The organism is Komagataeibacter sucrofermentans DSM 15973 (genome assembly GCF_040581405.1).
Classification (GTDB): domain Bacteria; phylum Pseudomonadota; class Alphaproteobacteria; order Acetobacterales; family Acetobacteraceae; genus Komagataeibacter; species Komagataeibacter sucrofermentans.
Map to the genome: position 1 here is coordinate 380,215 of NZ_CP137157.1, position 19,401 is coordinate 399,615.

The 19,401-nt window shown below is 63.1% G+C and carries 20 protein-coding genes; 12 read left to right on the plus strand and 8 right to left on the minus strand.

Annotated features, from left to right (window positions below; translation table 11 throughout):
- Window positions 1–3 precede the first annotated feature (3 nt).
- The 4 genes from glmM to R5N89_RS01840 all read left to right on the plus strand — a co-directional run bounded on the left by glmM (window position 4) and on the right by R5N89_RS01840 (window position 3,775).
- Window positions 4–1,362: a phosphoglucosamine mutase gene (glmM, locus tag R5N89_RS01825; protein ID WP_110569018.1), complete on the plus strand. Its 1,359-nt coding sequence runs from the start codon at window positions 4–6 to the stop codon at window positions 1,360–1,362.
- A 3-nt stretch (window positions 1,363–1,365) separates the two neighbouring features.
- Window positions 1,366–2,160, plus strand: coding sequence for a bifunctional hydroxymethylpyrimidine kinase/phosphomethylpyrimidine kinase (gene thiD / locus R5N89_RS01830; protein ID WP_110569017.1), 795 nt, complete (start codon window positions 1,366–1,368; stop codon window positions 2,158–2,160).
- Window positions 2,161–2,306: 146 nt separating this feature from the next.
- Window positions 2,307–3,035, plus strand: a complete 729-nt coding sequence (locus R5N89_RS01835) for a response regulator transcription factor (RefSeq protein ID WP_110569016.1) — start codon at window positions 2,307–2,309, stop codon at window positions 3,033–3,035.
- A gap of 296 nt (window positions 3,036–3,331) precedes the next feature.
- Entirely contained in the window at window positions 3,332–3,775 is a 444-nt protein-coding gene (locus R5N89_RS01840) for a hypothetical protein (RefSeq protein WP_244192164.1), read from the plus strand.
- Between the two features lie 150 nt (window positions 3,776–3,925).
- Here R5N89_RS01840 and R5N89_RS01845 read toward each other — a convergent pair whose 3' ends face one another.
- The 3 genes from R5N89_RS01845 to R5N89_RS01855 all read right to left on the minus strand — a co-directional run bounded on the left by R5N89_RS01845 (window position 3,926) and on the right by R5N89_RS01855 (window position 6,101).
- On the minus strand, window positions 3,926–4,180 hold the full coding sequence (locus R5N89_RS01845) for a hypothetical protein (protein ID WP_110569015.1): 255 nt from the start codon (window positions 4,178–4,180) through the stop codon (window positions 3,926–3,928).
- 525 nt (window positions 4,181–4,705) lie between these two features.
- Window positions 4,706–5,305: a hypothetical protein gene (locus R5N89_RS01850; RefSeq protein ID WP_110569051.1), complete on the minus strand. Its 600-nt coding sequence runs from the start codon at window positions 5,303–5,305 to the stop codon at window positions 4,706–4,708.
- Window positions 5,306–5,414: 109 nt separating this feature from the next.
- Window positions 5,415–6,101, minus strand: a complete 687-nt coding sequence (locus R5N89_RS01855) for a YfdX family protein (RefSeq protein WP_110569014.1) — start codon at window positions 6,099–6,101, stop codon at window positions 5,415–5,417.
- A 432-nt stretch (window positions 6,102–6,533) separates the two neighbouring features.
- On the opposite strand from R5N89_RS01855, the gene dinB reads away from it, so the two are divergent.
- Complete coding sequence (gene dinB / locus R5N89_RS01860; RefSeq protein ID WP_244192166.1) at window positions 6,534–7,577, plus strand: DNA polymerase IV; 1,044 nt, start codon at window positions 6,534–6,536, stop codon at window positions 7,575–7,577.
- A gap of 153 nt (window positions 7,578–7,730) precedes the next feature.
- Window positions 7,731–8,120, plus strand: a complete 390-nt coding sequence (locus tag R5N89_RS01865; RefSeq protein ID WP_061272938.1) for an immunity protein YezG family protein — start codon at window positions 7,731–7,733, stop codon at window positions 8,118–8,120.
- Window positions 8,121–8,243: 123 nt separating this feature from the next.
- On the opposite strand, the gene R5N89_RS01870 is transcribed toward R5N89_RS01865, so the two are convergent.
- From R5N89_RS01870 to R5N89_RS01880, 3 genes are all read right to left on the minus strand, one after another.
- On the minus strand, window positions 8,244–8,813 hold the full coding sequence (locus tag R5N89_RS01870) for a DUF1643 domain-containing protein (RefSeq protein WP_208624672.1): 570 nt from the start codon (window positions 8,811–8,813) through the stop codon (window positions 8,244–8,246).
- Window positions 8,814–8,888: 75 nt separating this feature from the next.
- Window positions 8,889–10,175 carry an FAD/NAD(P)-binding oxidoreductase gene (locus R5N89_RS01875; RefSeq protein WP_110569011.1) on the minus strand — a complete coding sequence of 429 codons (1,287 nt, stop codon included), beginning with the start codon at window positions 10,173–10,175 and terminating at the stop codon, window positions 8,889–8,891.
- 48 nt (window positions 10,176–10,223) lie between these two features.
- On the minus strand, window positions 10,224–11,147 hold the full coding sequence (locus tag R5N89_RS01880; protein WP_110569010.1) for an MBL fold metallo-hydrolase: 924 nt from the start codon (window positions 11,145–11,147) through the stop codon (window positions 10,224–10,226).
- A 90-nt stretch (window positions 11,148–11,237) separates the two neighbouring features.
- On the opposite strand from R5N89_RS01880, the gene R5N89_RS01885 reads away from it, so the two are divergent.
- The 6 genes from R5N89_RS01885 (at window position 11,238) to R5N89_RS01910 (ending at window position 17,130) form a co-directional block, all read left to right on the plus strand.
- Window positions 11,238–11,918, plus strand: a complete 681-nt coding sequence (locus R5N89_RS01885; RefSeq protein ID WP_110569009.1) for a peroxiredoxin — start codon at window positions 11,238–11,240, stop codon at window positions 11,916–11,918.
- Between the two features lie 4 nt (window positions 11,919–11,922).
- Window positions 11,923–12,804: a formyltetrahydrofolate deformylase gene (gene purU / locus R5N89_RS01890; RefSeq protein ID WP_110569008.1), complete on the plus strand. Its 882-nt coding sequence runs from the start codon at window positions 11,923–11,925 to the stop codon at window positions 12,802–12,804.
- The gene (mntR, locus tag R5N89_RS01895) at window positions 12,804–13,292 is read left to right on the plus strand and encodes a manganese-binding transcriptional regulator MntR (protein WP_110569007.1); all 489 of its coding nucleotides are present in this window, start codon (window positions 12,804–12,806) and stop codon (window positions 13,290–13,292) included. The genes purU and mntR overlap by 1 nt, the downstream gene beginning before the upstream one ends.
- Before the next feature lie 24 nt (window positions 13,293–13,316).
- Window positions 13,317–14,654, plus strand: coding sequence for a DUF763 domain-containing protein (locus tag R5N89_RS01900; protein WP_110569006.1), 1,338 nt, complete (start codon window positions 13,317–13,319; stop codon window positions 14,652–14,654).
- A 92-nt stretch (window positions 14,655–14,746) separates the two neighbouring features.
- On the plus strand, window positions 14,747–16,573 hold the full coding sequence (locus R5N89_RS01905; protein ID WP_244192162.1) for an ABC transporter ATP-binding protein: 1,827 nt from the start codon (window positions 14,747–14,749) through the stop codon (window positions 16,571–16,573).
- 68 nt (window positions 16,574–16,641) lie between these two features.
- Window positions 16,642–17,130 (plus strand): GAF domain-containing protein, encoded by a 489-nt coding sequence (locus tag R5N89_RS01910; RefSeq protein WP_110569005.1) that lies wholly within the window; start codon window positions 16,642–16,644, stop codon window positions 17,128–17,130.
- 67 nt (window positions 17,131–17,197) lie between these two features.
- Here R5N89_RS01910 and R5N89_RS01915 read toward each other — a convergent pair whose 3' ends face one another.
- The gene (locus R5N89_RS01915) at window positions 17,198–18,346 is read right to left on the minus strand and encodes a retropepsin-like aspartic protease (protein ID WP_110569004.1); all 1,149 of its coding nucleotides are present in this window, start codon (window positions 18,344–18,346) and stop codon (window positions 17,198–17,200) included.
- Window positions 18,300–19,271 (minus strand): ion channel, encoded by a 972-nt coding sequence (locus R5N89_RS01920; RefSeq protein ID WP_110569003.1) that lies wholly within the window; start codon window positions 19,269–19,271, stop codon window positions 18,300–18,302. The genes R5N89_RS01915 and R5N89_RS01920 overlap by 47 nt, the downstream gene beginning before the upstream one ends.
- Window positions 19,272–19,401 lie beyond the last annotated feature (130 nt).

The window sequence follows — 19,401 nt, forward strand, 5'->3', positions numbered from 1 at the left end:
GTCATGGTAAAAACAAGAAAGCTGTTCGGCACTGATGGCATTCGGGGCATGGCCAACCGCTTTCCCATGACGGTGGAAGTGGCGCAGAAGCTGGGTCAGGCCGCGGGTCTGCGCTTCATACATGGCACGCACCGCCATAGCGTGCTGCTGGGCAAGGATACGCGCCTTTCGGGTTACATGATTGAATGCGCGCTGGTGTCGGGCTTTCTTTCCGCCGGGATGGACGTGACGCTGGTGGGGCCGATGCCCACGCCCGCCATTGCCATGCTCACCCGCTCCCTGCGCGCCGATCTGGGCGTCATGATCTCGGCTTCGCACAATCCGTATGGTGATAACGGCATCAAGCTGTTCGGTCCCGACGGGTTCAAGCTGTCCGATGAGACGGAAGCGGACATCGAGGCCGCGATGGGCGAAGACCTGACCCACATGCTGGCCGCACCCGACCAGATCGGCCGCGCCTCGCGCCTGAATGACGCGGCGGGCCGGTACGTGGAAAGCGCCAAGTCCTCCTTTCCCCGCCGCCTGCGGCTTGACGGGCTGCGCATCGTGATCGACTGCGCCAACGGGGCGGCCTATCGCGTGGCACCCACGGCGTTGTGGGAACTGGGTGCTGAAGTGGTGCGCATTGGCTGCGACCCCGATGGCATCAACATCAATGAAGGCTGTGGCTCCACCCGCCCCGAAGCCCTGTGCGCGGCGGTGCTGCGCCACCGGGCCGATATTGGCATCGCGCTGGATGGGGATGCCGACCGCGTGCTGATTTCCGATGAAAAGGGCCGGCTGATTGATGGCGACCAGATTCTGGCGCTGATCTCGCATTCATTGGCGCGGCAGGGGCGGCTGTCGGGGCGGCATATCGTGGCCACCGTCATGTCCAACATGGGGCTTGAGCGCTATCTCGAGACACAGGGGCTGGAACTGGTGCGCACGGCGGTCGGCGATCGCTACGTGGTGGAGAAAATGCGCGAGCTCGGCGCCAATATCGGCGGCGAGCAGTCAGGGCATATGGTGCTGTCGGACTTTGCCACCACGGGCGACGGGCTGGTGGCCGCCCTGCAGGTGCTGGCCGAAGTGGTGGAGGCCGGTCGCCCCGCCAGCGAGGTGTGCCGCATGTTCAAGCCCTACCCGCAACTGTTGCGCAACGTGCGCTTTGCCGGTCGCAGCCCGCTGCATGACCCGCAGGTACAGGATGCGCGCAAGGCGGCGGAAAAACGGCTGGGCACGCGCGGGCGGCTTGTGCTGCGTGAAAGCGGCACCGAGCCATTGGTGCGCGTCATGGCGGAAGCCGAGGACGAGGCGCTGGTCAATGCGGTGGTCGATGACATGTGCGAGGCGATCACCGCCATCCAGATGGCGGGCTGAGCCATGCGCGGGCGTATTCTCATCATGGCGGGCAGCGATAGCGGGGGCGGCGCTGGCATCCAGGCGGATATCAAGACCGTAACCGTGCTGGGCGGCTTTGCCATGACCGCCATCACCGCGCTCACCGCGCAGAATACGCTGGGCGTGCAGGCGGTCATGCCGGTCTCCCCTGCCTTTATCGTGACCCAGATGCGCTGCGTGATGGATGATCTGGGCGTTGATGCATTCAAGAGCGGCATGCTGGACCGGCCGGAGGTGATCGAGGCGATTGCCGATGTACTGCTCACCACCGCCGACATTCCCTACGTGCTCGACCCGGTCATGGTGGCGAAAGGGGGGGCTGCGCTGTTGCAGGATAGCGCGCTGGCCACGCTGAAGGCGCGGCTGCTGCCGCTTGCCACCGTGCTGACCCCCAACATTCCTGAAGCCGAGGCCCTGCTCGGCCATGCCATTGCCGGGCGCGCGGACATGGTGCCCGCAGCCCGCGCCCTGCTGGCGTTCGGCCCACGGGCCGTGCTGCTCAAGGGCGGCCATATGGAAGGCGATGAACTGCTGGACGTGCTGGTGCAGGCCGATGGCACGGTACAGGAATTCGTGAGCCAGCGCATCCATACTCGCCATACGCATGGCACGGGCTGTACGCTGGCAAGCGCCATAGCCACGGGGCTGGGGCAGGGCATGAGCCTGCCGGATGCCGTGATCCGCGCGCGGGCCTATGTGCTGCGCGCCATTGCGGCAGCACCCGGCTATGGCGCGGGAGCTGGGCCGCTGAACCATGGTGCAGGCGGCATGGGATAGGATATTAATAATTCATTAATAAAATAAGTCCCATTATATTTATTATCCCTATGAAAGAATGGTAATATATAAACAACTTTAGGTTGTTTAATACGACCGGCGCACTTATAGGTAGATATAGTGTAAATATCTACTGGATGGTCGATATGCGGATTTTGCTTGTAGAGCCCAATGCCCGGAAAGCCGAAGAGACCACCCGGCATATGGAGAGGGCCGGATTTACAGTAGATCATGTTGATACGGGGCATGATGGACTGGGAATGTTAAAGTCCTATAATTATGACCTTGCGGTCATGGAGGTGCGGCTGAAAGATCTCGATGGATTCGAGGTCATTCGGGTCAGCCGCGCGGCAAGGGTGCCCACCCCCGTGCTGGTCCTGTCAGAGGAGCGCGATGCCGCCACAAAGGTGAAGGCCTTCTCCACCGGGGCGGATGATTATGTGACCCGTCCCTACGAATCGATGGAACTGACAGCGCGGATGCAGGCGGTTATCCGCCGCTCCAAGGGTTATAGCGAGCCGACCCTGCGCGCGGGGCCACTTGAACTGTGTCTTGATAGCCGCGCGGTCAGCGTGCAGGGGCACTCTGTGCACCTGACCGGCAAGGAATACATGATTCTGGAGCTGCTCCTGCTGCGCAAGGGCATGGTCCTGACCAAGGATGCCTTCCTCAACCATCTGTATGGCGGGATGGATGAGCCGGAAATGAAGATTATCGATGTGTTTATCTGCAAGCTGCGCAAGAAATTGCAGGTTGCGGGCGCAGGGCAGCTCATTGCCACCGTGTGGGGGCAGGGCTATGTGCTGCGCGACGAGACCCCGGCCCTGTCTGTAGCACCCTTTGGTGCCCCGAGGGCGCAGGTAACGGTTGCGTGATGCCTGTCGGGCTATCGTAACTGCAACTGGAACGGATCTGTCATCGTTAAAATGACCGTGCAAAGAAAAATGGCAGGCCCACCCCGCAAGGTGTGCCTGCCAAAGTTTTAAAGTGATGATTCGATATGCGATGCCCCCATCGCCTGACTGTTATCGCATTGCCGTGCCGACCCGGAACATGAGATAAATCAAACTCGGCTGAAATAATTCATATGTTTTTTTCCGCGCATCTTTATTCCGTCCCGTTGATGAGACAGGATGCGCTGATTAACAGGATGGAAACAGGCGGCACGTCGATGGGAAACAAGAAAGCGCTGAGGCATCTTTACGCAGGTGGTGCGTTGCTGCTTGCCATATCCACCGGGCTGAGTGCGTGCGAAAGCGTGCATGACCAGATCGTGGATAAAGAAAACAGCCTTGCCGCAGCCGGTTTCGTGGCGCGCCCCGCCAATAATCCGGAACGGCAGTTGATGCTGCAGAAACTCCCCCCCAACCGGTTTCTCCAGAAATCGTTTGGAGACCACATGCTCTACATCTATTCCGACCCCAAGGTGTGTAGCTGCCTGTATGTGGGCAACCAGGCGGCCTATGGGCGCTACATGTCCTATGTGCAGGCCCAGAACCTGGCTGACCAGCAGCAGATGACGGCGGATATGTACGAAGATGCCTCCTGGAACTGGGGCATGTGGGGCTGGGGCGGCGGTGGCTGGGGTGGCCCCTGGGGCGGCGGCTGGTGGTAAGGCGCTGTCTGAAACACGCCGCACTGATGCAATAAAGAACGTTTCTGGGTGCCGCCTTTTTTTTAAAAAGGCGGCATTTCTTTAAAGCATCGTGAAAAAGCATCACCAGCAACTGTCTGCTGATTACACGATATTTTTGCTGCCAGCATTTCAGGTAAATTTGGGGCGGTGGTCTGCATAGACCACCATCTGCCAGGCTTCACGCGTGCCGAGCCTGTGGGGATGGGCATGGATGGCAGGCAGGAGCTGCCCTTCGCTTATGGCAATTTCCACGCCGCAGCCGGCACAACGATAAATGCCGGAATGGGGGGCGACGGTGCGGGGCGGATGAAGCTTGTCGAATTCAGGATCGGTCCACGTATCAATAAACTGTGCGGACTGGTAGAGGGCCATCCCGTTCTCCATTGTTTTTCATCGGCTGGCTGGGCTGTTAAAATAACACTTAGCATGCATCTTATGCGGTGGCACATTCATCCCCGCATGTCGCACCCTATATTCCTATGCTGTTTCCTGCCCTGTGGATATTGGCCCCATGCAGGTCAGGTCGACCTTTTATGAGGGCGTCTGCTGCAAGCCAATATCTTTTTCAGTACAGAATTGAATTTTTTATATCTGACAATGTAAAATGAAATTTACATTTCTATTTTGTTTATGTTGAGATCATTGGGCACATTGTAAATAAAAATATATAATTTGCATAACCGTTTTCGTTCTGTCGAAAAAAGTATTTGTTGGATGGTTTTTATAATAATGCATTGACTGGAAGCAGTAAAATTTTTTGATGCGGCTTCGGAAAGAAATTTCTTATCAAAACAGGCAGTTTACTGAACAGAAAGTTCAGGCAATTGATCAGAACCCTGTTGCCTGTGTGCTTCCATCATGCCCGTCATGTGGCATGATATGGACAATACATAACTGAAAATACTGTTTTCAGTCTGGCGAACGGAGTGTCAGCGACTGGTCAACTGTTCGTGTAACAATTGCATTCAGTGCGCCGTGGGCTGCTGTCCATTGAAAGGGATCGGCATCGTTATTGAAGGTTGGATCAAGCTGGTCGCCCCGTACCGTGCCATAGGCCTGAAAATACATGTCGGGGCGGGCGGGGATGGTGTCCATCGTCCATGTCCAGTCATCGGACAGGAGTGCCGTCGCACCCACCTGCGCGCAGGGGCGCGTGGGTGACAGGGTCACGGCGGCAGTGGTCATGAGGGCCGCCTGCGGGCGGTGGTAGCGGCTGTCGCCGCCAATATCTTCCATTTGCAGGTCGCGGCGGTGCGCTTCCTCGGCGGGCGGGATGTTACGCCAGCCATCGCCATCGGGGGCCGCGTGGGCGCGGTCGAGCGGGTCCGATGCAGGGCCGAAGGCATGGCCCGCATAATTGAGCGCGGTGCCCGCTGGCACATGGATCGGGCCATGGGCGGCGGCATTCTGCACAAAGCTGTTTTCAACAGGGTGTCGGGCCAGACAAAGTTCGATCTGGCCGCCCGCCCGGGCCGGTTGTGTGCCAAGGGCAAGGCAGAGTCCGGTCATGGCCAGCCAGAGGCCCCGCCGGGTGAACAGCCCGCCCCCCTGCGCGGGAGGCGATGGGGGGCGGGCTGTCCTTACGCGCGGCATGCTAACGACCGGAAACAACCGGGATTCAGTTCTTGGCGGCTTTCTTGCCCGAAGGCGTGCCAACCATGTCTTCAGACACGAAGCGGATGCTGTTCTGGGCATCGAACAGGGCGGCGTCCGCATCCTTGGTGTTGGGCGTGGCGCCTGCAAGCAGGTTGGAGGCGCGATAGACATCGCTTGCGCTGACATCAAGCGGTGCTATGGCCAGCACGAAGTCAACATCCACTGCGGCAACCTGCAGGTTCTGCGCTGCCTGCGCGGGCTTGCCCTTGTTCAGGCTGGTATTGGCCGAAGCCACTGCCGTGCCCTTGGTGGAGGTGGGCTCAAGGTCTTCGGTCACGATGTATTCGCCATCAACCGGCAGCCAGGCCACGGGCTGGGTGGAGGGGGCTGCCTTGGGCGCGGGGGCGGCAACCGGGGCCTTCTTGGGGGGCGTCAGCTGGGCTTCGGCCTTCATGAACACCTTGTTGTCGCTCTTGGCGCGGGTCAGGGCGTTGTTGGCGTCGGTCAGCAGCTTGACGGCGCCAGCGGTGTCGTTGTTGGCAAGCGCCGTGCGGGCCATGGCGATATCGTCAAACGCGCGGCTGCCATCAGCCGACAGCTTGGCGAAATCACGATTGACCGCGCGTCCGGTTGACGGGGTGGCATGTGCTGCGCCGACTGCCGTGCCCAGCATGAGCAGGGCCGCAGGCAGGAATGCATATTTCTTCATGGTTCATTCTCCGGTCTTGGTGGCGGTATCATTGCCCGGCGCCATCTGTAACAAAAGATGTGGCAACGCAATGCGGCTGCCCTGCTGCCGCATGTCAGGCCCGACCGGGCGCCTGCGCGGCAAAAGCCCACTGGTCACGGCGCATGCATGCGCTAATATGGGTTGTGCTGCTCCCGTCTGGAGTGGAGCTGTTGATCAAGGAATGAATCATGTCTGAATGTGCAACCAAGTGCCCTTCCAAGTCTCCCTGCCTCAAGGGCATCCTGGTTTTCGGTGCGATTGTTGGCGCTATCGTGTTTTTCCTTAAGAAAAAGAAGTGCAACGACTGATCTCCCGCAGTCACGCCGTGCCGGTCATGTCCCTTGGGGGCATGACCCCGGTGCTGCCAGCGCCGTGAGTAGCGCGGGGCACCGGCGCATCATCCATGTTGACATGGATGCCTTCTATGCCTCGGTCGAGCAGCGGGATGATCCGGCCCTGCGGGGCAGGCCGCTTGCCGTAGGCGGTGCCGGGCGGCGCGGTGTTGTCGCCGCCGCAAGTTATGAGGCCCGCCGGTTTGGAATACGCTCGGCCATGCCTTCGGTCGTAGCGCAGCGCAAATGCCCGGACCTTGTGTTCGTGCCGCCGCGTTTTGATGTGTATCGCGCGGTTTCAGCCCAGATTCACGCCATATTTGCCAGTTTTACCCCCATCATCCAGCCGCTTTCGCTTGATGAGGCGTATCTGGATGTAACCCGGCCGCTGCTGGATTATCCTTCCGCCACGGCGATTGCCACGGCCATCCGCGCCCGCATCCGCAACGAGACGGGGCTGACCGCCTCGGCAGGCGTGTCCTACAATAAATTCCTGGCCAAACTGGCATCCGATTACCGCAAGCCCGATGGCCAGTTTGTCATTACACCACGCATGGGGCCGGATTTTGTGGCGAACCTGCCGGTCGAGCAGTTTCATGGCATTGGCCCGGCCACGGCTGCGCGGATGCATGGGCTGGGCATTCGCACGGGGCTGGACCTGCGCGGGCAGCCGCTGTCACGCCTGCTGCGGCATTTTGGCAAGGCGGCGGATTTCTATTACGGCATTGCCCGTGGGCTTGATGACCGCCCCGTGGAGGTCAATCGCCCGCGCCGCTCCATCGGTGGCGAGCAGACCTTCGATGCCGATATTCACGACTGGTCCGCAGCGCGTGACAACATGCTGGCCCTGTCGGAGCGGGTGTGGGGGCGCTGCGTGGCGCGTGGCCTGACGGGCGTGACCGTGACGCTGAAGGTGAAATACAACGATTTCCGCCAGATCGTGCGCGGGCGCACGGTGCCGGAGCCGGTAGCGGACGGGGCCGATCTGGCCCGGCGGGCGCTGGCGCTGCTGGCCCCATGCTTTCCGCCGCCACGGGGCATCCGGCTGCTCGGCGTGACCGTATCGGGCCTGCGCGTGCCCGGCGCTGTTCCGCCCGCGCGGCAACTCGCGCTGTTTGGCTGATAAATGAAAAGGAATTTTTGGGTGTCGCCTTTTTTCAAAAAGGCAGCATTCTTTGACGCTTTTTGAAAAAAGCTTCACCAAAAACTTCTTATCGATTGTAGGCAGGTCGCATTGAGGTCATTGGATGACCTTCCTCATACGAAGCAGGACGCCATGAACAACGCAGCCCCTCCCGGCTCAAAGGCCATTCTCAACGCCATTGCCGAACTCGTGCTGATCGCCGTGCCGGAAGAGGAAGAGGAAACCTGCCGCGCCATCGAGATGCACATGGCCTTTACCGGCAATGTCGAACTCGGTGACACGAATGTATATTTCGGCTTCGATTACGAAACGCAGGAGGGGGAAAAGGTCAATTTCAGCCCCTTCGAGGACGAATCGACCGAAGGCCACATCCGCTACCTGCATGACCTGCAGCATGAACTGCTCGAACTGCGTGCTGCCTTCTGGCGCGAGAACCCGGCCCGCGACCAGCCGGTCTGGACCGGGTTGACCCTGCGGGTGGAGATGGCCGAAGGGTCTTTCTCGGTTGATTTTGACTACTGAGAGGCTGTTAATGCCCTGAAATAATAAAAGTTTCTGGTGAATCTTTTTTCAAAAAGCGTCAAAGAACGCCACCTTTGTGAAAAAAGACGACACCCAAAAACTTTTTCGGAATCAACACGCCATTCAGGCCGGGGCGAAAAGCGGCAGGGGTTCCGGCTTCAGGCTGCCGGGCAGATAGAGCGGGTGCTCTGGGCGGCCCGACCCCTTGCTCAGCCGCATGGCGCTGACCGTAATGCCGTGCTGTTGCAGCATGCGGATCACCTCCGGCCCACGCGGTAGCAGGCTTTTGATCTGCGGTGAGCCATAGGCCGCCACCACCAGGTCCGCCCGCCGCGCCATGGCCAGCAGGTGGCGGTCGTTCTCGGGGCCAACCGGATCGGGCACCTCGGTCAGGCGTTTCTGGTCGGTGCAGCGATAGGCGAAGGTGTTGCCCACCAGCAGCGTGCCGTAGCCCCAGGCGCGGGCATAGCGCTGGCACTTGGCCACCGTGCGGTCATCGCCATCTTCCGTCGCGACCGAAGGGTTCATCATCAGCCACATCACCGCAGGCCCTTCGGGGTTCCAGGTGCGGGTCAGTTCATAACGGTAGCACTTGTCCGGGCCGCCATAGATGGCATGGCTGACCACGTCATCGGCCAGGCGGAGCGGGCGGCTGTGGCCCACATGGTGCTGGCCCTGTCTGGTGGTGTTCATGGCCCCAAACATACGCATGGCCGCGCAGAGGTCTACCCCCGCGCGGCCATGGCGCGTTTCAGCAGATGTGAAAGATCAGCGCGGCGTGCCGATCTTGTGCGGGGCCACCATCAGTTCATGGCCGCGCAGCATGCCATCCCAGTACAGCGCGGGCATGACCCATTCCTTAAGGAACCATGCCAGATGCGTGGGCTTGCGGCCATTGAGCAGCCATGTGGGCAGGGTGGGGGCCAGCTTGCCGCCATAGGCGAACTCGGCCAGCACGATCTTGCCGCGCTCGACGGTCAGCGGGCAGGCGCCATAGCCGTCATAATCGGCCACGGCGGGTTTGTGGTCGAGCGTGGCCAGCACGTTCACGGCCACGACCGGGGCCTGCACGCGCACGGCGGCGGCGGTCTTGGCGTTGGAGGTGCCCGCCACATCGCCGAGTGCAAAGACATTGGCGAACTTCGTGTGGCGCAGCGTTGCGGGGTCAACCGATACCCAGCCGCCATCGCCCGCAAGCGCGCTGTTGCGGATCACGTCGGGCGCGCGCTGCGGCGGGACGACATGCAGCATGTCGAATTCTACTTCCGAGGTCGTCTTGCTGCCATCGGCCGCCACGTTCTCGAAGGTCGCGATGCGGCCCTTGCCGTCCACCTTCGTCAGGTTGGACTTGAGGCACAGGTCGATATGGTAGCGGTTGATGTAGTCCATCAGCGGCGGCACGAATTCCTTCACGCCAAACAGCCCCGGCGTTGCGGTGTGGAAGGACACGTTGATGTTGTCGCCCAGTCCGCGCCTGCGCCATGCGTCGCATGCCAGGTACATCGCCTTCTGCGGCGCGCCCGCGCACTTGATGGGCATGGGCGGCTGGGTAAAGACGGCGTTGCCGCGGCCCAGCGTCTGCACCATCTGCCAGGTATAGGGGGCAAGGTCATAGCGGTAGTTCGAGGTCACGCCATTGCGGCCAAGGGTCTCGCTCAGGCCCTCGATCGCGTCCCAGTCCAGCGTCAGGCCGGTGGCTACCACCAGCACCTCGTAGCGGATGGATGACCCGTCGGACAGGTGCACGAGATTGGCTTCTGGCTCGAAGCCCGTGGCCGCTGCCTGCACCCAGTCGGCACCGGCGGGGATCAGCTTCTTTTCCGACCGGCGGGTCTGTGACTGCTTGAACACGCCGCCCCCCACCAGCGTCCAGCCCGGCTGATAGAAATGCGAGCCCGACGGCTCTATGATGGCCAGCGTGATGCCGCCCCGCCGCTTGAGAATGCTCGCCGCGGTGGACAGGCCGGCAGCCCCCCCGCCAACCACGACGACATCATAGGTCAGGCCCCGCGCCGTGCTGGCGAGGTTCGGGGTGGTGGGGGCGGTATCGGTCATGAAGGATCTCCGTAATGACTTTATAGATAAGGCAGCGATAGATGTGTGTCAGGAACGGCTGAGCGGTATTTTGATATAACTTACACCATTATCTTCAGGCTCGGGCAAATGACCACCGCGCATGTTGACCTGCACCGAGGGCATGATCAGGTTGGGTAGCGACAGGGTGGCGTCGCGCGCGGTGCGCATCTGCACGAAAGCCTCCTCATCCACGCCGTCATGAACGTGAACATTGTTCTGGCGTTCCGCGCCGATGGTGGTTTCCCATGCAAAGGTGTCGCGGCCGGGGGCCTTGTAGTCGTGGCACAGGAAAACCCGCGTCTCGGCGGGCAGTGCGAGCAGGCGGCGGATGGACTGGTAGAGCATGCGGGCATTCCCGCCGGGAAAATCGGCCCGCGCGGTGCCGTAATCGGGCATGAACAGCGTATCGCCAATAAAGGCGGCCTCGCCGATCACGTAGGCCATGTCGGCAGGCGTGTGGCCAGGCACGTGCAGCACGGTCACGGGCAGGGCGCCGAGCGTGAACTGCGCCCCGTCCTCGAACAGTTCGTCAAACTGCGAGCCATCACGCGCGAACTGCGTGCCCACGTTGAACAGCCTGCCGAAGATGTCCTGCACTTTCAGGATGGCATGGCCAATGCCGAGCCTGCCGCCAAGCCGCTCCTGCAGCCAGGGGGCGGCCGAGAGGTGATCGGCATGGACATGGGTTTCAAGCAGCCATTCCACCTTCAGCTTTTCCGCCGTGACGTAGTCCACGATGTCCTGCGCCATGGCGTGGTCGGTTTTGCCGGATGCGGGGTCGTAGTCCATCACGCTGTCGATGATGGCGCAGGCGCGGGTGGCTGGGTCATGCACCACATGGGTGGCGGTGAAGGTGGGCAGATCGAAAAAAGTCCGTACTACCGGCGCCTGGCCTGTTGCGCGGCATGTCATCACCTGGGTTGCAGCGGCTTCAAGGGCGGGGTCGGACATGGAATATCATCCATAGTTTATGAATTACATAATAAATGTATGTTATGAGATGGCTTGCGTCAAGGCGCGGCAGATGCAAAAGGGCAGGACATGAGCAAAGAGGCGAGTATACCCGCATACCATGGCGTGATCGAAACGCGCCCGTTGCGGATCGGAGACGTGGCGCCAGACTTTCAGGCCCGTACCACGAAGGGGGAAATGCGCCTGTCGGACTTCCGCGGGCGCTGGCTGCTGTTTTTCTCGCATCCGGCGGATTTCACGCCGGTCTGCACCAGCGAGTTCATGGGCCTGGCCCGCGCGGCCGATCGCTTCGAGCAGCTTGACTGCGCGCTGCTGGGCCTGTCGGTCGACAGCCTGTATGCGCATCTGGCCTGGCTCGAGACGATACAGGAGCGCTTTGGCGTCGAGATCCCGTTCCCGCTGGTGGAAGATCCCTCCATGGCGGTGTGCCGCGCCTATGGCATGCTGGACCTGACCGCGCAGAACAGCGCAACCGTGCGCGCCACCTACGTGATCGACCCCGATGGCGTGATCCGCGCGCTGGTGTGGTACCCCATGTCGGTCGGGCGCTCGGTCGAGGAACTGCTGCGCCTCGTCGAGGCCCTGCGCCGCAGCGAGGGCAATGCGGTCATGACGCCCGAGGGCTGGACGCCGGGCTGCGACGTGGTGCGCCCCGTGCCCACAACGCAGGCCGCCCTGCGCAAGGTCGGGGGCGCTGGCTGCTGGTTCTATAACCCCGTGCCCGATACGGGCAGCAAGCGCGGGCAGTAACGTCATGTCTGATCCTGCCCGCGATGCGCGCCTGTCCTATGTGCTCACGCTGTCCTGCCCCAACCGTCCCGGTATCGTGGCGGCGATCAGTCAGGCCCTGTTCGAACTCGGTGGCGACATTGCGGGCGCCCAGCAGTTTGATGAGCGTGAAAGCCGCATCTTCTTCATGCGCGTGGTGTTCAGCGTGCCCGCAGGCGGCGTGGAGCGCGCGGTGCTCGGGCAGGCGCTGGCCGCTTTGGCCGCGCGGTTCGACATGCACTGGTCGCTGCGCGAGAGCCTGCGGCCCACGCGCACCGTCATCATGGTCTCGCGCTTCGATCACTGCCTGGTTGACCTGCTGTACCGCTGGCGCATTGGTGAACTGGCCATCGCGCCCGTGGCCATCATCGCCAACCACCCGCGTGAGACCTACGCCCATATCGACCTTGATGGCATCCCTTTCCACTACCTGCCCGTAACGGCCGCCACCAAGGCCGCGCAGGAGGCACGGATGGCCGAAATCGTGCGCGGAACAGGGGCCGAGCTGGTGGTGCTGGCGCGGTACATGCAGATCCTGTCCGATTCCATGAGCGCGTGGCTGGCGGGGCGGTGCATCAACATCCACCACTCCTTCCTGCCCGGCTTCAAGGGGGCGCGGCCCTATCATCAGGCGTTTGCGCGCGGCGTGAAGCTGATCGGCGCCACCGCCCATTTCGTCACCCCCGACCTCGATGAAGGCCCGATCATCGAGCAGGATGTCGAGCGCATTACCCACGCCGATACCCCCGATGACCTGATCCGCAAGGGGCGCGATATCGAGCGCCGGGTGCTGGCGCGCGCCGTGCGTTACTTTACCGAGTGCCGCGTCATTCCCAACGGGCGCAAGACCATCGTGTTCAATCCCTGATGCCCAGCCCGGACCACAGGCCAGCCCCCCCCATGCCCGATGCCGATACGCAGTGCGCGGGCTTTCGCCAGGCGCGGCTGGCGCGCAAGACGGCCCTGATCGAGGATTATGTCGAACTGATCGATGACCTGCTCAATGACGGGCAGGAAGCACGCCAGGTCGATATTGCCGCCCGCCTTGGCGTGTCGCAGCCCACCGTGGCCAAGATGCTGGTGCGGCTTGAGGCGGATGGTCTTGTCACCCGCAGGCCCTATCGCGGCATTTTCCTGACCGGGGCGGGGCAGGAGATGGCGCGGGCCAGCCGCGCGCGCCACCACACGGTCGAGCAGTTCCTGCGCGCCCTTGGCGTAAGCGAGGTGAGTGCCCGCATTGATGCCGAGGGCATGGAACACTATGTGGGGGCGGAAACGCTGCGCGCCTTCCGCCACGCGCTCGAGGCGGGGCTGGCCACCTTCATGGCCGGCACGGGCAAACGCCAGAACGACTGACACGCCCATGAAGGGGAACGCGCCATGACCCGACGCGCAGGCTCCGCCGACCTGCCGCTGCATTCCGGGCGGGTGCCCGCGTGGCTGGGCCAGCGCATGGCGCGGCTGGGGGCTGTCATCACGCAGGCGGTCGTGCATCATTACGGGCGTGACGAGTTCCTGCGCAGGCTGGCGCACCCGTTCTGGTTCCAGTCCTTTGGCGCGGTCATGGGCATGGACTGGCATTCCTCGGGCATTACCACCAGCGTGATCGGCGCGCTCAAGCGTGGGCTTGCGCCATTGCAGGATGAGCTGGGCCTGTATGTGTGCGGTGGCCGGGGCCGCCATTCGCGCCGCACGCCCGATGAACTGCTGGCGGTGGGCGAAGCCACGGGGCTTGATGCCACTCCCCTCGTGGCCACGAGCCGCATGGTGGCCAAGGTGGACAGCGCCGCCGTGCAGGATGGGTTCGACCTTTACCTGCATGGTTTCGTGGTGGCGGCGGATGGCAAATGGGCGGTGGTGCAGCAGGGCATGCATGCGGGCCAGCGCCTGGCGCGGCGCTATCACTGGCTGTCCGATGACGTGAGCAGTTTTGTCGAGGCCCCGCATGCCGCCATCGAGGGGCGTGTCGCGGGCGGCTCCATCATGAACCTGACCGACCGCCGGGCGGCCGCCTCACGCACGGGGCAGGTGGACCTGCTGCATGCCATGGGTCCGGACCGGCTGACGCGTGAACTCATGCGCATCGAGGGTCATGCGCCCCCACAGCCCCCGGCGCAGGGGGAACTGCCCTATCTGTGCATGCCCGCCCACCATGACGTGCAGCCGCAGGATGTAAACATGCGCCGCCTGCATGGTGCGCTGGCGGCGGCGAGCGAGGCGGGGCCGCGTGATTTCCCCGACCTGCTGCGCGTGCCCGGCGTGGGCGCGCGCACGGTGCGGGCGCTGGCACTGGTGGCGGAGGTGGTGCATGGCGCGCCGTGCCGTTTTGATGATCCGGCCCGCTTCTCGCTGGCGCATGGCGGCAAGGACCGCCACCCCTATCCCGTGCCGGTGGCGGTTTATGACCGCACGCTCTCGGTCATGAAGGCGGCCGTGGCTGCTGCAAAGCTGGGGCACGAAGAACAGCTCGATGCCATCCGCAGGCTGGACTCCGCCGCCCGCAGGCTGGAGCGCGATGCGCATGGACCGTCTTTCTCCACTATCATGGGCGAAGAACGCGCCCGCTCGCATGATTATGGCGGGCGCTCCGTATTTGGTTATGAACCGCCACCGCCCGGCCGGGTTTCAGAAGGGCAGCGGAACGGGATCATGCGCCATGATGACCAGCCACACGACCAGCAGGGACACGAAGGCAAGGCGTCTGGCAACGCGCGATAGGGGTGCATCTGTCATGCAGGCATGATACCGGGCCAAATGCGGCATAAGTGCGGAGCCTTTTCCCCGCCATGTCCTCAAGGCAGCATCCTCGCATGAACGTGAAAGACTCCGTCATCTCTACCGATACGCGCCCCATGCCCGCCCTGGCGTGGTACCGCGCCCGCCCGCTGGGGTTCATTTTCCATTACGTGCGGCTGCATGGCAGGTGGCATGCCATCATCGTTGGCGCGATTACGATAGCGGTGGCGTGCAACGTGGGCATGTCGGCCATCATCCGCCACCTGGTCAATGGCATGACCGAGGGCGGGCGGGGCATGGGGGCGGTGTGGGTCTCGATCGGGCTGTTCTGCGCCACCATCATCTGCGACAACGCAGCCTGGCGCGTGGCGGGGTGGATGGCCTCGGGCGTGTTCGTGCGGGTGGGCGGCGATGTGCGCGGCGACCTGTTCCGCTACCTCAGCGGGCATGATGCGACCTATTTTGCCAACCGGCTTTCCGGTGCGCTCGCGGCCCGGGTTTCGGCGGCGGCAGGGGCGGTGGTGGCGCTGGAGAACATGGCGGCATGGAACCTGCTGCCTTCAGTGCTGAACCTGTTCCTTGCCATCATCACGCTGGGCACGGTCAGCCCGCTGATGGCGGCGGTGCTGGTGGGCATGACGCTGCTGCTGGGGCTGTGCATTTACCTGCTGGCAGGCCACGGGCAGGAGATGCACCTGGCCTACGCGGCGGAAGCGGCGGAGGTGGATGGCGAGATGCTGGACGTGATGCAGAACCTGCCCCTGGTGCGCGCCTATGGCATGATGGGGGTGGAACATGCCCGCATGCGCCAGCGCATCCGTGGCGAGACCGGGCTGCAGACGCGCTCGCTGCGCTATATGGAAAAGCTGCGGATGATCCATTCCGTCGTCACGGCTTTCATGACCACGGGGCTGCTGCTGTGGGTCGTGCTGCTGTGGCGCATGCACCGCGCCACCACGGGCGATGTGGTGATGGTGACCACGCTGGGCTTTTTGATCCTGAACTGCACGCGCGACCTGGCCTTCTCCATGGTGGAGGCGATGAAGCACGTCACCCGCCTAACCGAGACGCTGGGCCACCTGCTTGTGCCGCATGAAGGCAGCGGCGTGGCCGAGACGGTGGTGCTGCCGCCCGCGGCGTTGCGGGGGCACGTGCAGTTGCGTGATGTCAGTTTTGCCTATCCCGGCGGCGCGCCGGTGCTGTCGCATTTCAATCTCGATATTCCCGCAGGCTGCCGCGTGGGGCTGGTGGGGGTATCGGGCTCGGGCAAGAGCACGGTGCTGGCCCTGTTGCAGCGCCAGCGCTTCGTGCAGGCAGGCGCTGTGGAGCTTGATGGTGTCAACATCCTTGAACTTGATGAGGACAGCCTGCGCGCCTCCATGGCCGTGGTGCCGCAGGAGGTGTACCTGCTGCGCCGCTCGGTGGGCGAGAACATCCGCTACGGCCGCCCCGACGCCACCGATGAAGAGGTGAAGGCCGCGGCCGAGGCGGCGGGCTGCTCCGGTTTCATCAATGCCATGCCGCAGGGGTTCGCAACCGTGGTGGGCGAGCGGGGGGTCATGCTCTCGGGCGGGCAGCGCCAGCGCCTGGCCATTGCGCGTGCCTTTTTGCGCAATGCGCCCATCCTGATTCTGGATGAAGCAACCAGCGCGCTTGATGGGGAAAGCGAGCGACATGTCCATGCCGCCCTTGAGCGGCTGATGGTGGGGCGCACGGTCATTGCTGTCGCCCACCGGCTTTCCACCCTGCGCGGGTTTGACCGGATCGTGGTGATGGAGCACGGGCATATTGCCCAGGCGGGCAGCATGGCCGAGCTTGAGGCCGTGCCCGGCCCATATCGTGACCGGCTGCTGGCGACAGGCGACCTGCCCCCCGCGCCGGGTCTTGTGCCCCTGTCCTGAACAGTGCCGCAGATGCTGCCTGTCTGCCTTTTCAGGTTCTTTCCCCAATCATGCGACAAGGACAACCCATGCAAGCCCCAGCCCACCGCATAGGCCCCGATGACCTCGTGCCCATGGTGGCCGCCACCTTGGCGGGCGAGACGGACCTGATCGCCAATATGGCGAATATCGCAGCGCTGGTGTTCGAGGCGCTGCCTGACATCAACTGGGCCGGATTCTATCTGTGGAAAGGCGGCATGCTCGTGCTGGGGCCTTTTCAGGGGCGGGTGGCGTGCACGCGCATTGCATCGGGGCGGGGCGTGTGCGGCACGGTAGCCCGCGAGCGCAGGACGGAAGTGGTGCCCGACGTGCACGCCTTTCCCGGCCATATCGCCTGTGACGCGGCCTCTGCCGCCGAGATCGTGGTGCCCGTCCTGCACGGGGAACGGCTCGTGGGCGTGCTGGACGTTGACAGCCCCCGCCAGAACCGTTTCACCCCGGCGGACCGGCACAGGCTCGAGCAGGTCGTGGCCCTGCTGGTGGCGCGTATGCCCCGTGAAGCGCCAGAACATTCCTGAGGTTGCAGGCCGTCTCCGGCCTGTATTTTCGGGTAGCCGCTTTCAAAGGCAGGGCTGTCGGTCGCTTTTACGGTTTGATGTCAGTCTGCAGGGCAGGGTGGGGCGTGGAATCCGGCGTGGCCTGTACCGGCGCGCCTGGTGCGGGTGGCGTATCAAGCAGGCGGGCAATGGCCGTTCGGGTGGTGAGCATGCCATGGGCGGCCTGTCCGTGGTCATTGGGCATGTCGGCCTGCGGGGTCATGTATATCATGCCCTGCGGAAAGGCCATGAGCACGCGCCGGCGTTGCAGGAAGTTCATGCCCAGCACGTTGTAGCTGGTTTTTTCCACATTCACGTCCAGCCGCAGGTCGTGCCATGCGCCAATGGCGATGTTGTCAAAATGGTGCATGCGCCCGTTCAGGATCTTTCCGGCATTGGTCCGTACGTGAATATCCTCGTGCAGGATGGTGGCGGTCAGGCCCAGCGCCCTGGCATCCCTGCGCGCGAGCGAGGACATGTCCGCCCCCGGTTCGATTTCCATGCGCGTGGCCTGCGTGCCCACCTGCATGCGGATGCCGGTCATGCGCCCGCGCCGGTCGGGTTGCAGGGGCAGGGCCGTGCTGTCCGGCCCGAGCCAGTCCTGCAATGGCGGGCAGCCGGGTGCCGTGCTGGCAACGAACAGCACCATGACCCGGGCGGGAAAATCAAACAGCACATCGTAATTGCCCAAAATGTCGTAGCCGATCACGCCCAGTACGGGCTGGTCATTGAGGCGGGGCTGGCGCGTGCCCTCGAGCAGGGCGGGCACGTCATCGGCATGGCCATTGCTGATGCGCAGGTCATGCAGCACCGTGGTGTAGGTGGTGTCGACACCCGCGATGGTCTGGATGCTGATGGCTGACAGAACGGGAAAGGCGGTGGGATTGGGCGCGTAAACGCCCACCTGGTCCTGCGTTACGCTGACATAGGCCAGCCCGGCCATGTCATTGAACGTGGCGGGAATGATGGGGCTGCCGCTATTGGTCAGCAGCGGGGCCGCGATGACATGGGTCAGGCAGGCGGCGGGCAGCCCATAGCGCAGCGCGGGTGGTGGCGCGGGCGGCGGCGCATGCCGGGCCGCATGGGCGGGTGCCGCCCCTGCCAGGGCAAGCAGCGCGGCACCTGCGCGGGCCAGTCGCAACGCGCGCCGATCAGTCCGGCTGGTCAGCCAGATATTCCGCCACCCCTGTATTTTCATCGAGGGGGGATTCGGTCTGGTCAAAGCGGGTGTAGTCAACGGTGATCCGCCCATCCGGCCCGGCGTTGATGATATCGACGAAGCGGTGATTATACAGCATGCGGTCAAATCCGTAAGCGGAGCGCGCAAAAACGGTCTGGCCCGATGCCTCGTCGGTGCCGGTCAGGCTGACGATGATTTCCGCCTCCTGCGCCGCAAGATCCTTTTCCGTCAGGCCATCAAGGGGGCTGCTGGTATCGATGACATGGGTGGGCGTGCAGGCAAAGCGCAGCACCGGCACATGCGACTGCTGGAGCGCAAGCGGATCGAACTGCCGCACCACCCGGCCTGATGGCGTGTGAATGAGGCGGGCAAGCGCAAACTCCACATCGACCGACAGGATGGGGCTGCGGCGGCAGTTGGCGATGCGGATATCAAGGTGAAGCTGGCCGCCTTCCGGCAGGATCAGCGCCTTTTTGCTGAACATGACCCGGGCGCGCGGGCGCGAGAAACGCGCGAAGATGAGGCCCGTGGCCAGAGCGTTGATCATCATGCCACCCAGCACTTCCACGGTGGCGATCAGGTTGGCGGTGCGGCTGACGGGCACCATGCCGCCATAACCTACGGTGGAGAGGGTTTGCACGCTGAAGAAGAAAAAATCAGCGAAGCTGTGCGGGTCAGCCCCCTTAACGCCCTGGCTGTCGGCCATGTACAGCAGCGCGAAAAGCAGATTGACCCCCACGTAAACCAGCAGCGAACTGTAAAAGAACGTGCGCCACGGTGCTGTCAGGGCATGGTGGTAGAAATCGGACCAGATCCGGTCCACCTGCCCCACGCGCACGATCGTATCGTGTCCCTGATCCTCGACCTTGTGGAGGGATTGCGGCCTGTCGCCTGCCAAAGGGCTGGGGCGTGGGGGCGTTTGTGGCCCGGCGTCCTGTGCCATGGCGTGTCCTGCCTGCGGGTGTGTGGTGTGGTGCCGGGACTGATCAGCCTGACAAACTTTGTAATATGGCATACGCCCCGGCGGGGCAACGCCCTGCGTGGTAGAAAGGACGCGCACCCTTCGCATATCC

What these genes read in the sequence shown, in the direction of transcription:
- purU (WP_110569008.1), top strand. Translation starts at nt 11,923, where the DNA reads ATGTCTGATCCTGCCCGCGATGCGCGCCTGTCCTATGTGCTCACGCTG.
- R5N89_RS01865 (WP_061272938.1), top strand. Translation starts at nt 7,731, where the DNA reads ATGAACAACGCAGCCCCTCCCGGCTCAAAGGCCATTCTCAACGCCATT.
- R5N89_RS01915 (WP_110569004.1), bottom strand. Translation starts at nt 18,346, where the DNA reads ATGAAAATACAGGGGTGGCGGAATATCTGGCTGACCAGCCGGACTGAT.
- R5N89_RS01850 (WP_110569051.1), bottom strand. Translation starts at nt 5,305, where the DNA reads ATGACCGGACTCTGCCTTGCCCTTGGCACACAACCGGCCCGGGCGGGC.
- mntR (WP_110569007.1), top strand. Translation starts at nt 12,804, where the DNA reads ATGCCCAGCCCGGACCACAGGCCAGCCCCCCCCATGCCCGATGCCGAT.
- R5N89_RS01920 (WP_110569003.1), bottom strand. Translation starts at nt 19,271, where the DNA reads ATGGCACAGGACGCCGGGCCACAAACGCCCCCACGCCCCAGCCCTTTG.
- R5N89_RS01845 (WP_110569015.1), bottom strand. Translation starts at nt 4,180, where the DNA reads ATGGAGAACGGGATGGCCCTCTACCAGTCCGCACAGTTTATTGATACG.
- R5N89_RS01905 (WP_244192162.1), top strand. Translation starts at nt 14,747, where the DNA reads ATGAACGTGAAAGACTCCGTCATCTCTACCGATACGCGCCCCATGCCC.
- R5N89_RS01910 (WP_110569005.1), top strand. Translation starts at nt 16,642, where the DNA reads ATGCAAGCCCCAGCCCACCGCATAGGCCCCGATGACCTCGTGCCCATG.
- R5N89_RS01835 (WP_110569016.1), top strand. Translation starts at nt 2,307, where the DNA reads ATGCGGATTTTGCTTGTAGAGCCCAATGCCCGGAAAGCCGAAGAGACC.
- glmM (WP_110569018.1), top strand. Translation starts at nt 4, where the DNA reads ATGGTAAAAACAAGAAAGCTGTTCGGCACTGATGGCATTCGGGGCATG.
- R5N89_RS01840 (WP_244192164.1), top strand. Translation starts at nt 3,332, where the DNA reads ATGGGAAACAAGAAAGCGCTGAGGCATCTTTACGCAGGTGGTGCGTTG.
- R5N89_RS01880 (WP_110569010.1), bottom strand. Translation starts at nt 11,147, where the DNA reads ATGTCCGACCCCGCCCTTGAAGCCGCTGCAACCCAGGTGATGACATGC.
- R5N89_RS01870 (WP_208624672.1), bottom strand. Translation starts at nt 8,813, where the DNA reads ATGAACACCACCAGACAGGGCCAGCACCATGTGGGCCACAGCCGCCCG.
- R5N89_RS01875 (WP_110569011.1), bottom strand. Translation starts at nt 10,175, where the DNA reads ATGACCGATACCGCCCCCACCACCCCGAACCTCGCCAGCACGGCGCGG.
- thiD (WP_110569017.1), top strand. Translation starts at nt 1,366, where the DNA reads ATGCGCGGGCGTATTCTCATCATGGCGGGCAGCGATAGCGGGGGCGGC.
- R5N89_RS01855 (WP_110569014.1), bottom strand. Translation starts at nt 6,101, where the DNA reads ATGAAGAAATATGCATTCCTGCCTGCGGCCCTGCTCATGCTGGGCACG.
- R5N89_RS01885 (WP_110569009.1), top strand. Translation starts at nt 11,238, where the DNA reads ATGAGCAAAGAGGCGAGTATACCCGCATACCATGGCGTGATCGAAACG.
- dinB (WP_244192166.1), top strand. Translation starts at nt 6,534, where the DNA reads ATGGATGCCTTCTATGCCTCGGTCGAGCAGCGGGATGATCCGGCCCTG.
- R5N89_RS01900 (WP_110569006.1), top strand. Translation starts at nt 13,317, where the DNA reads ATGACCCGACGCGCAGGCTCCGCCGACCTGCCGCTGCATTCCGGGCGG.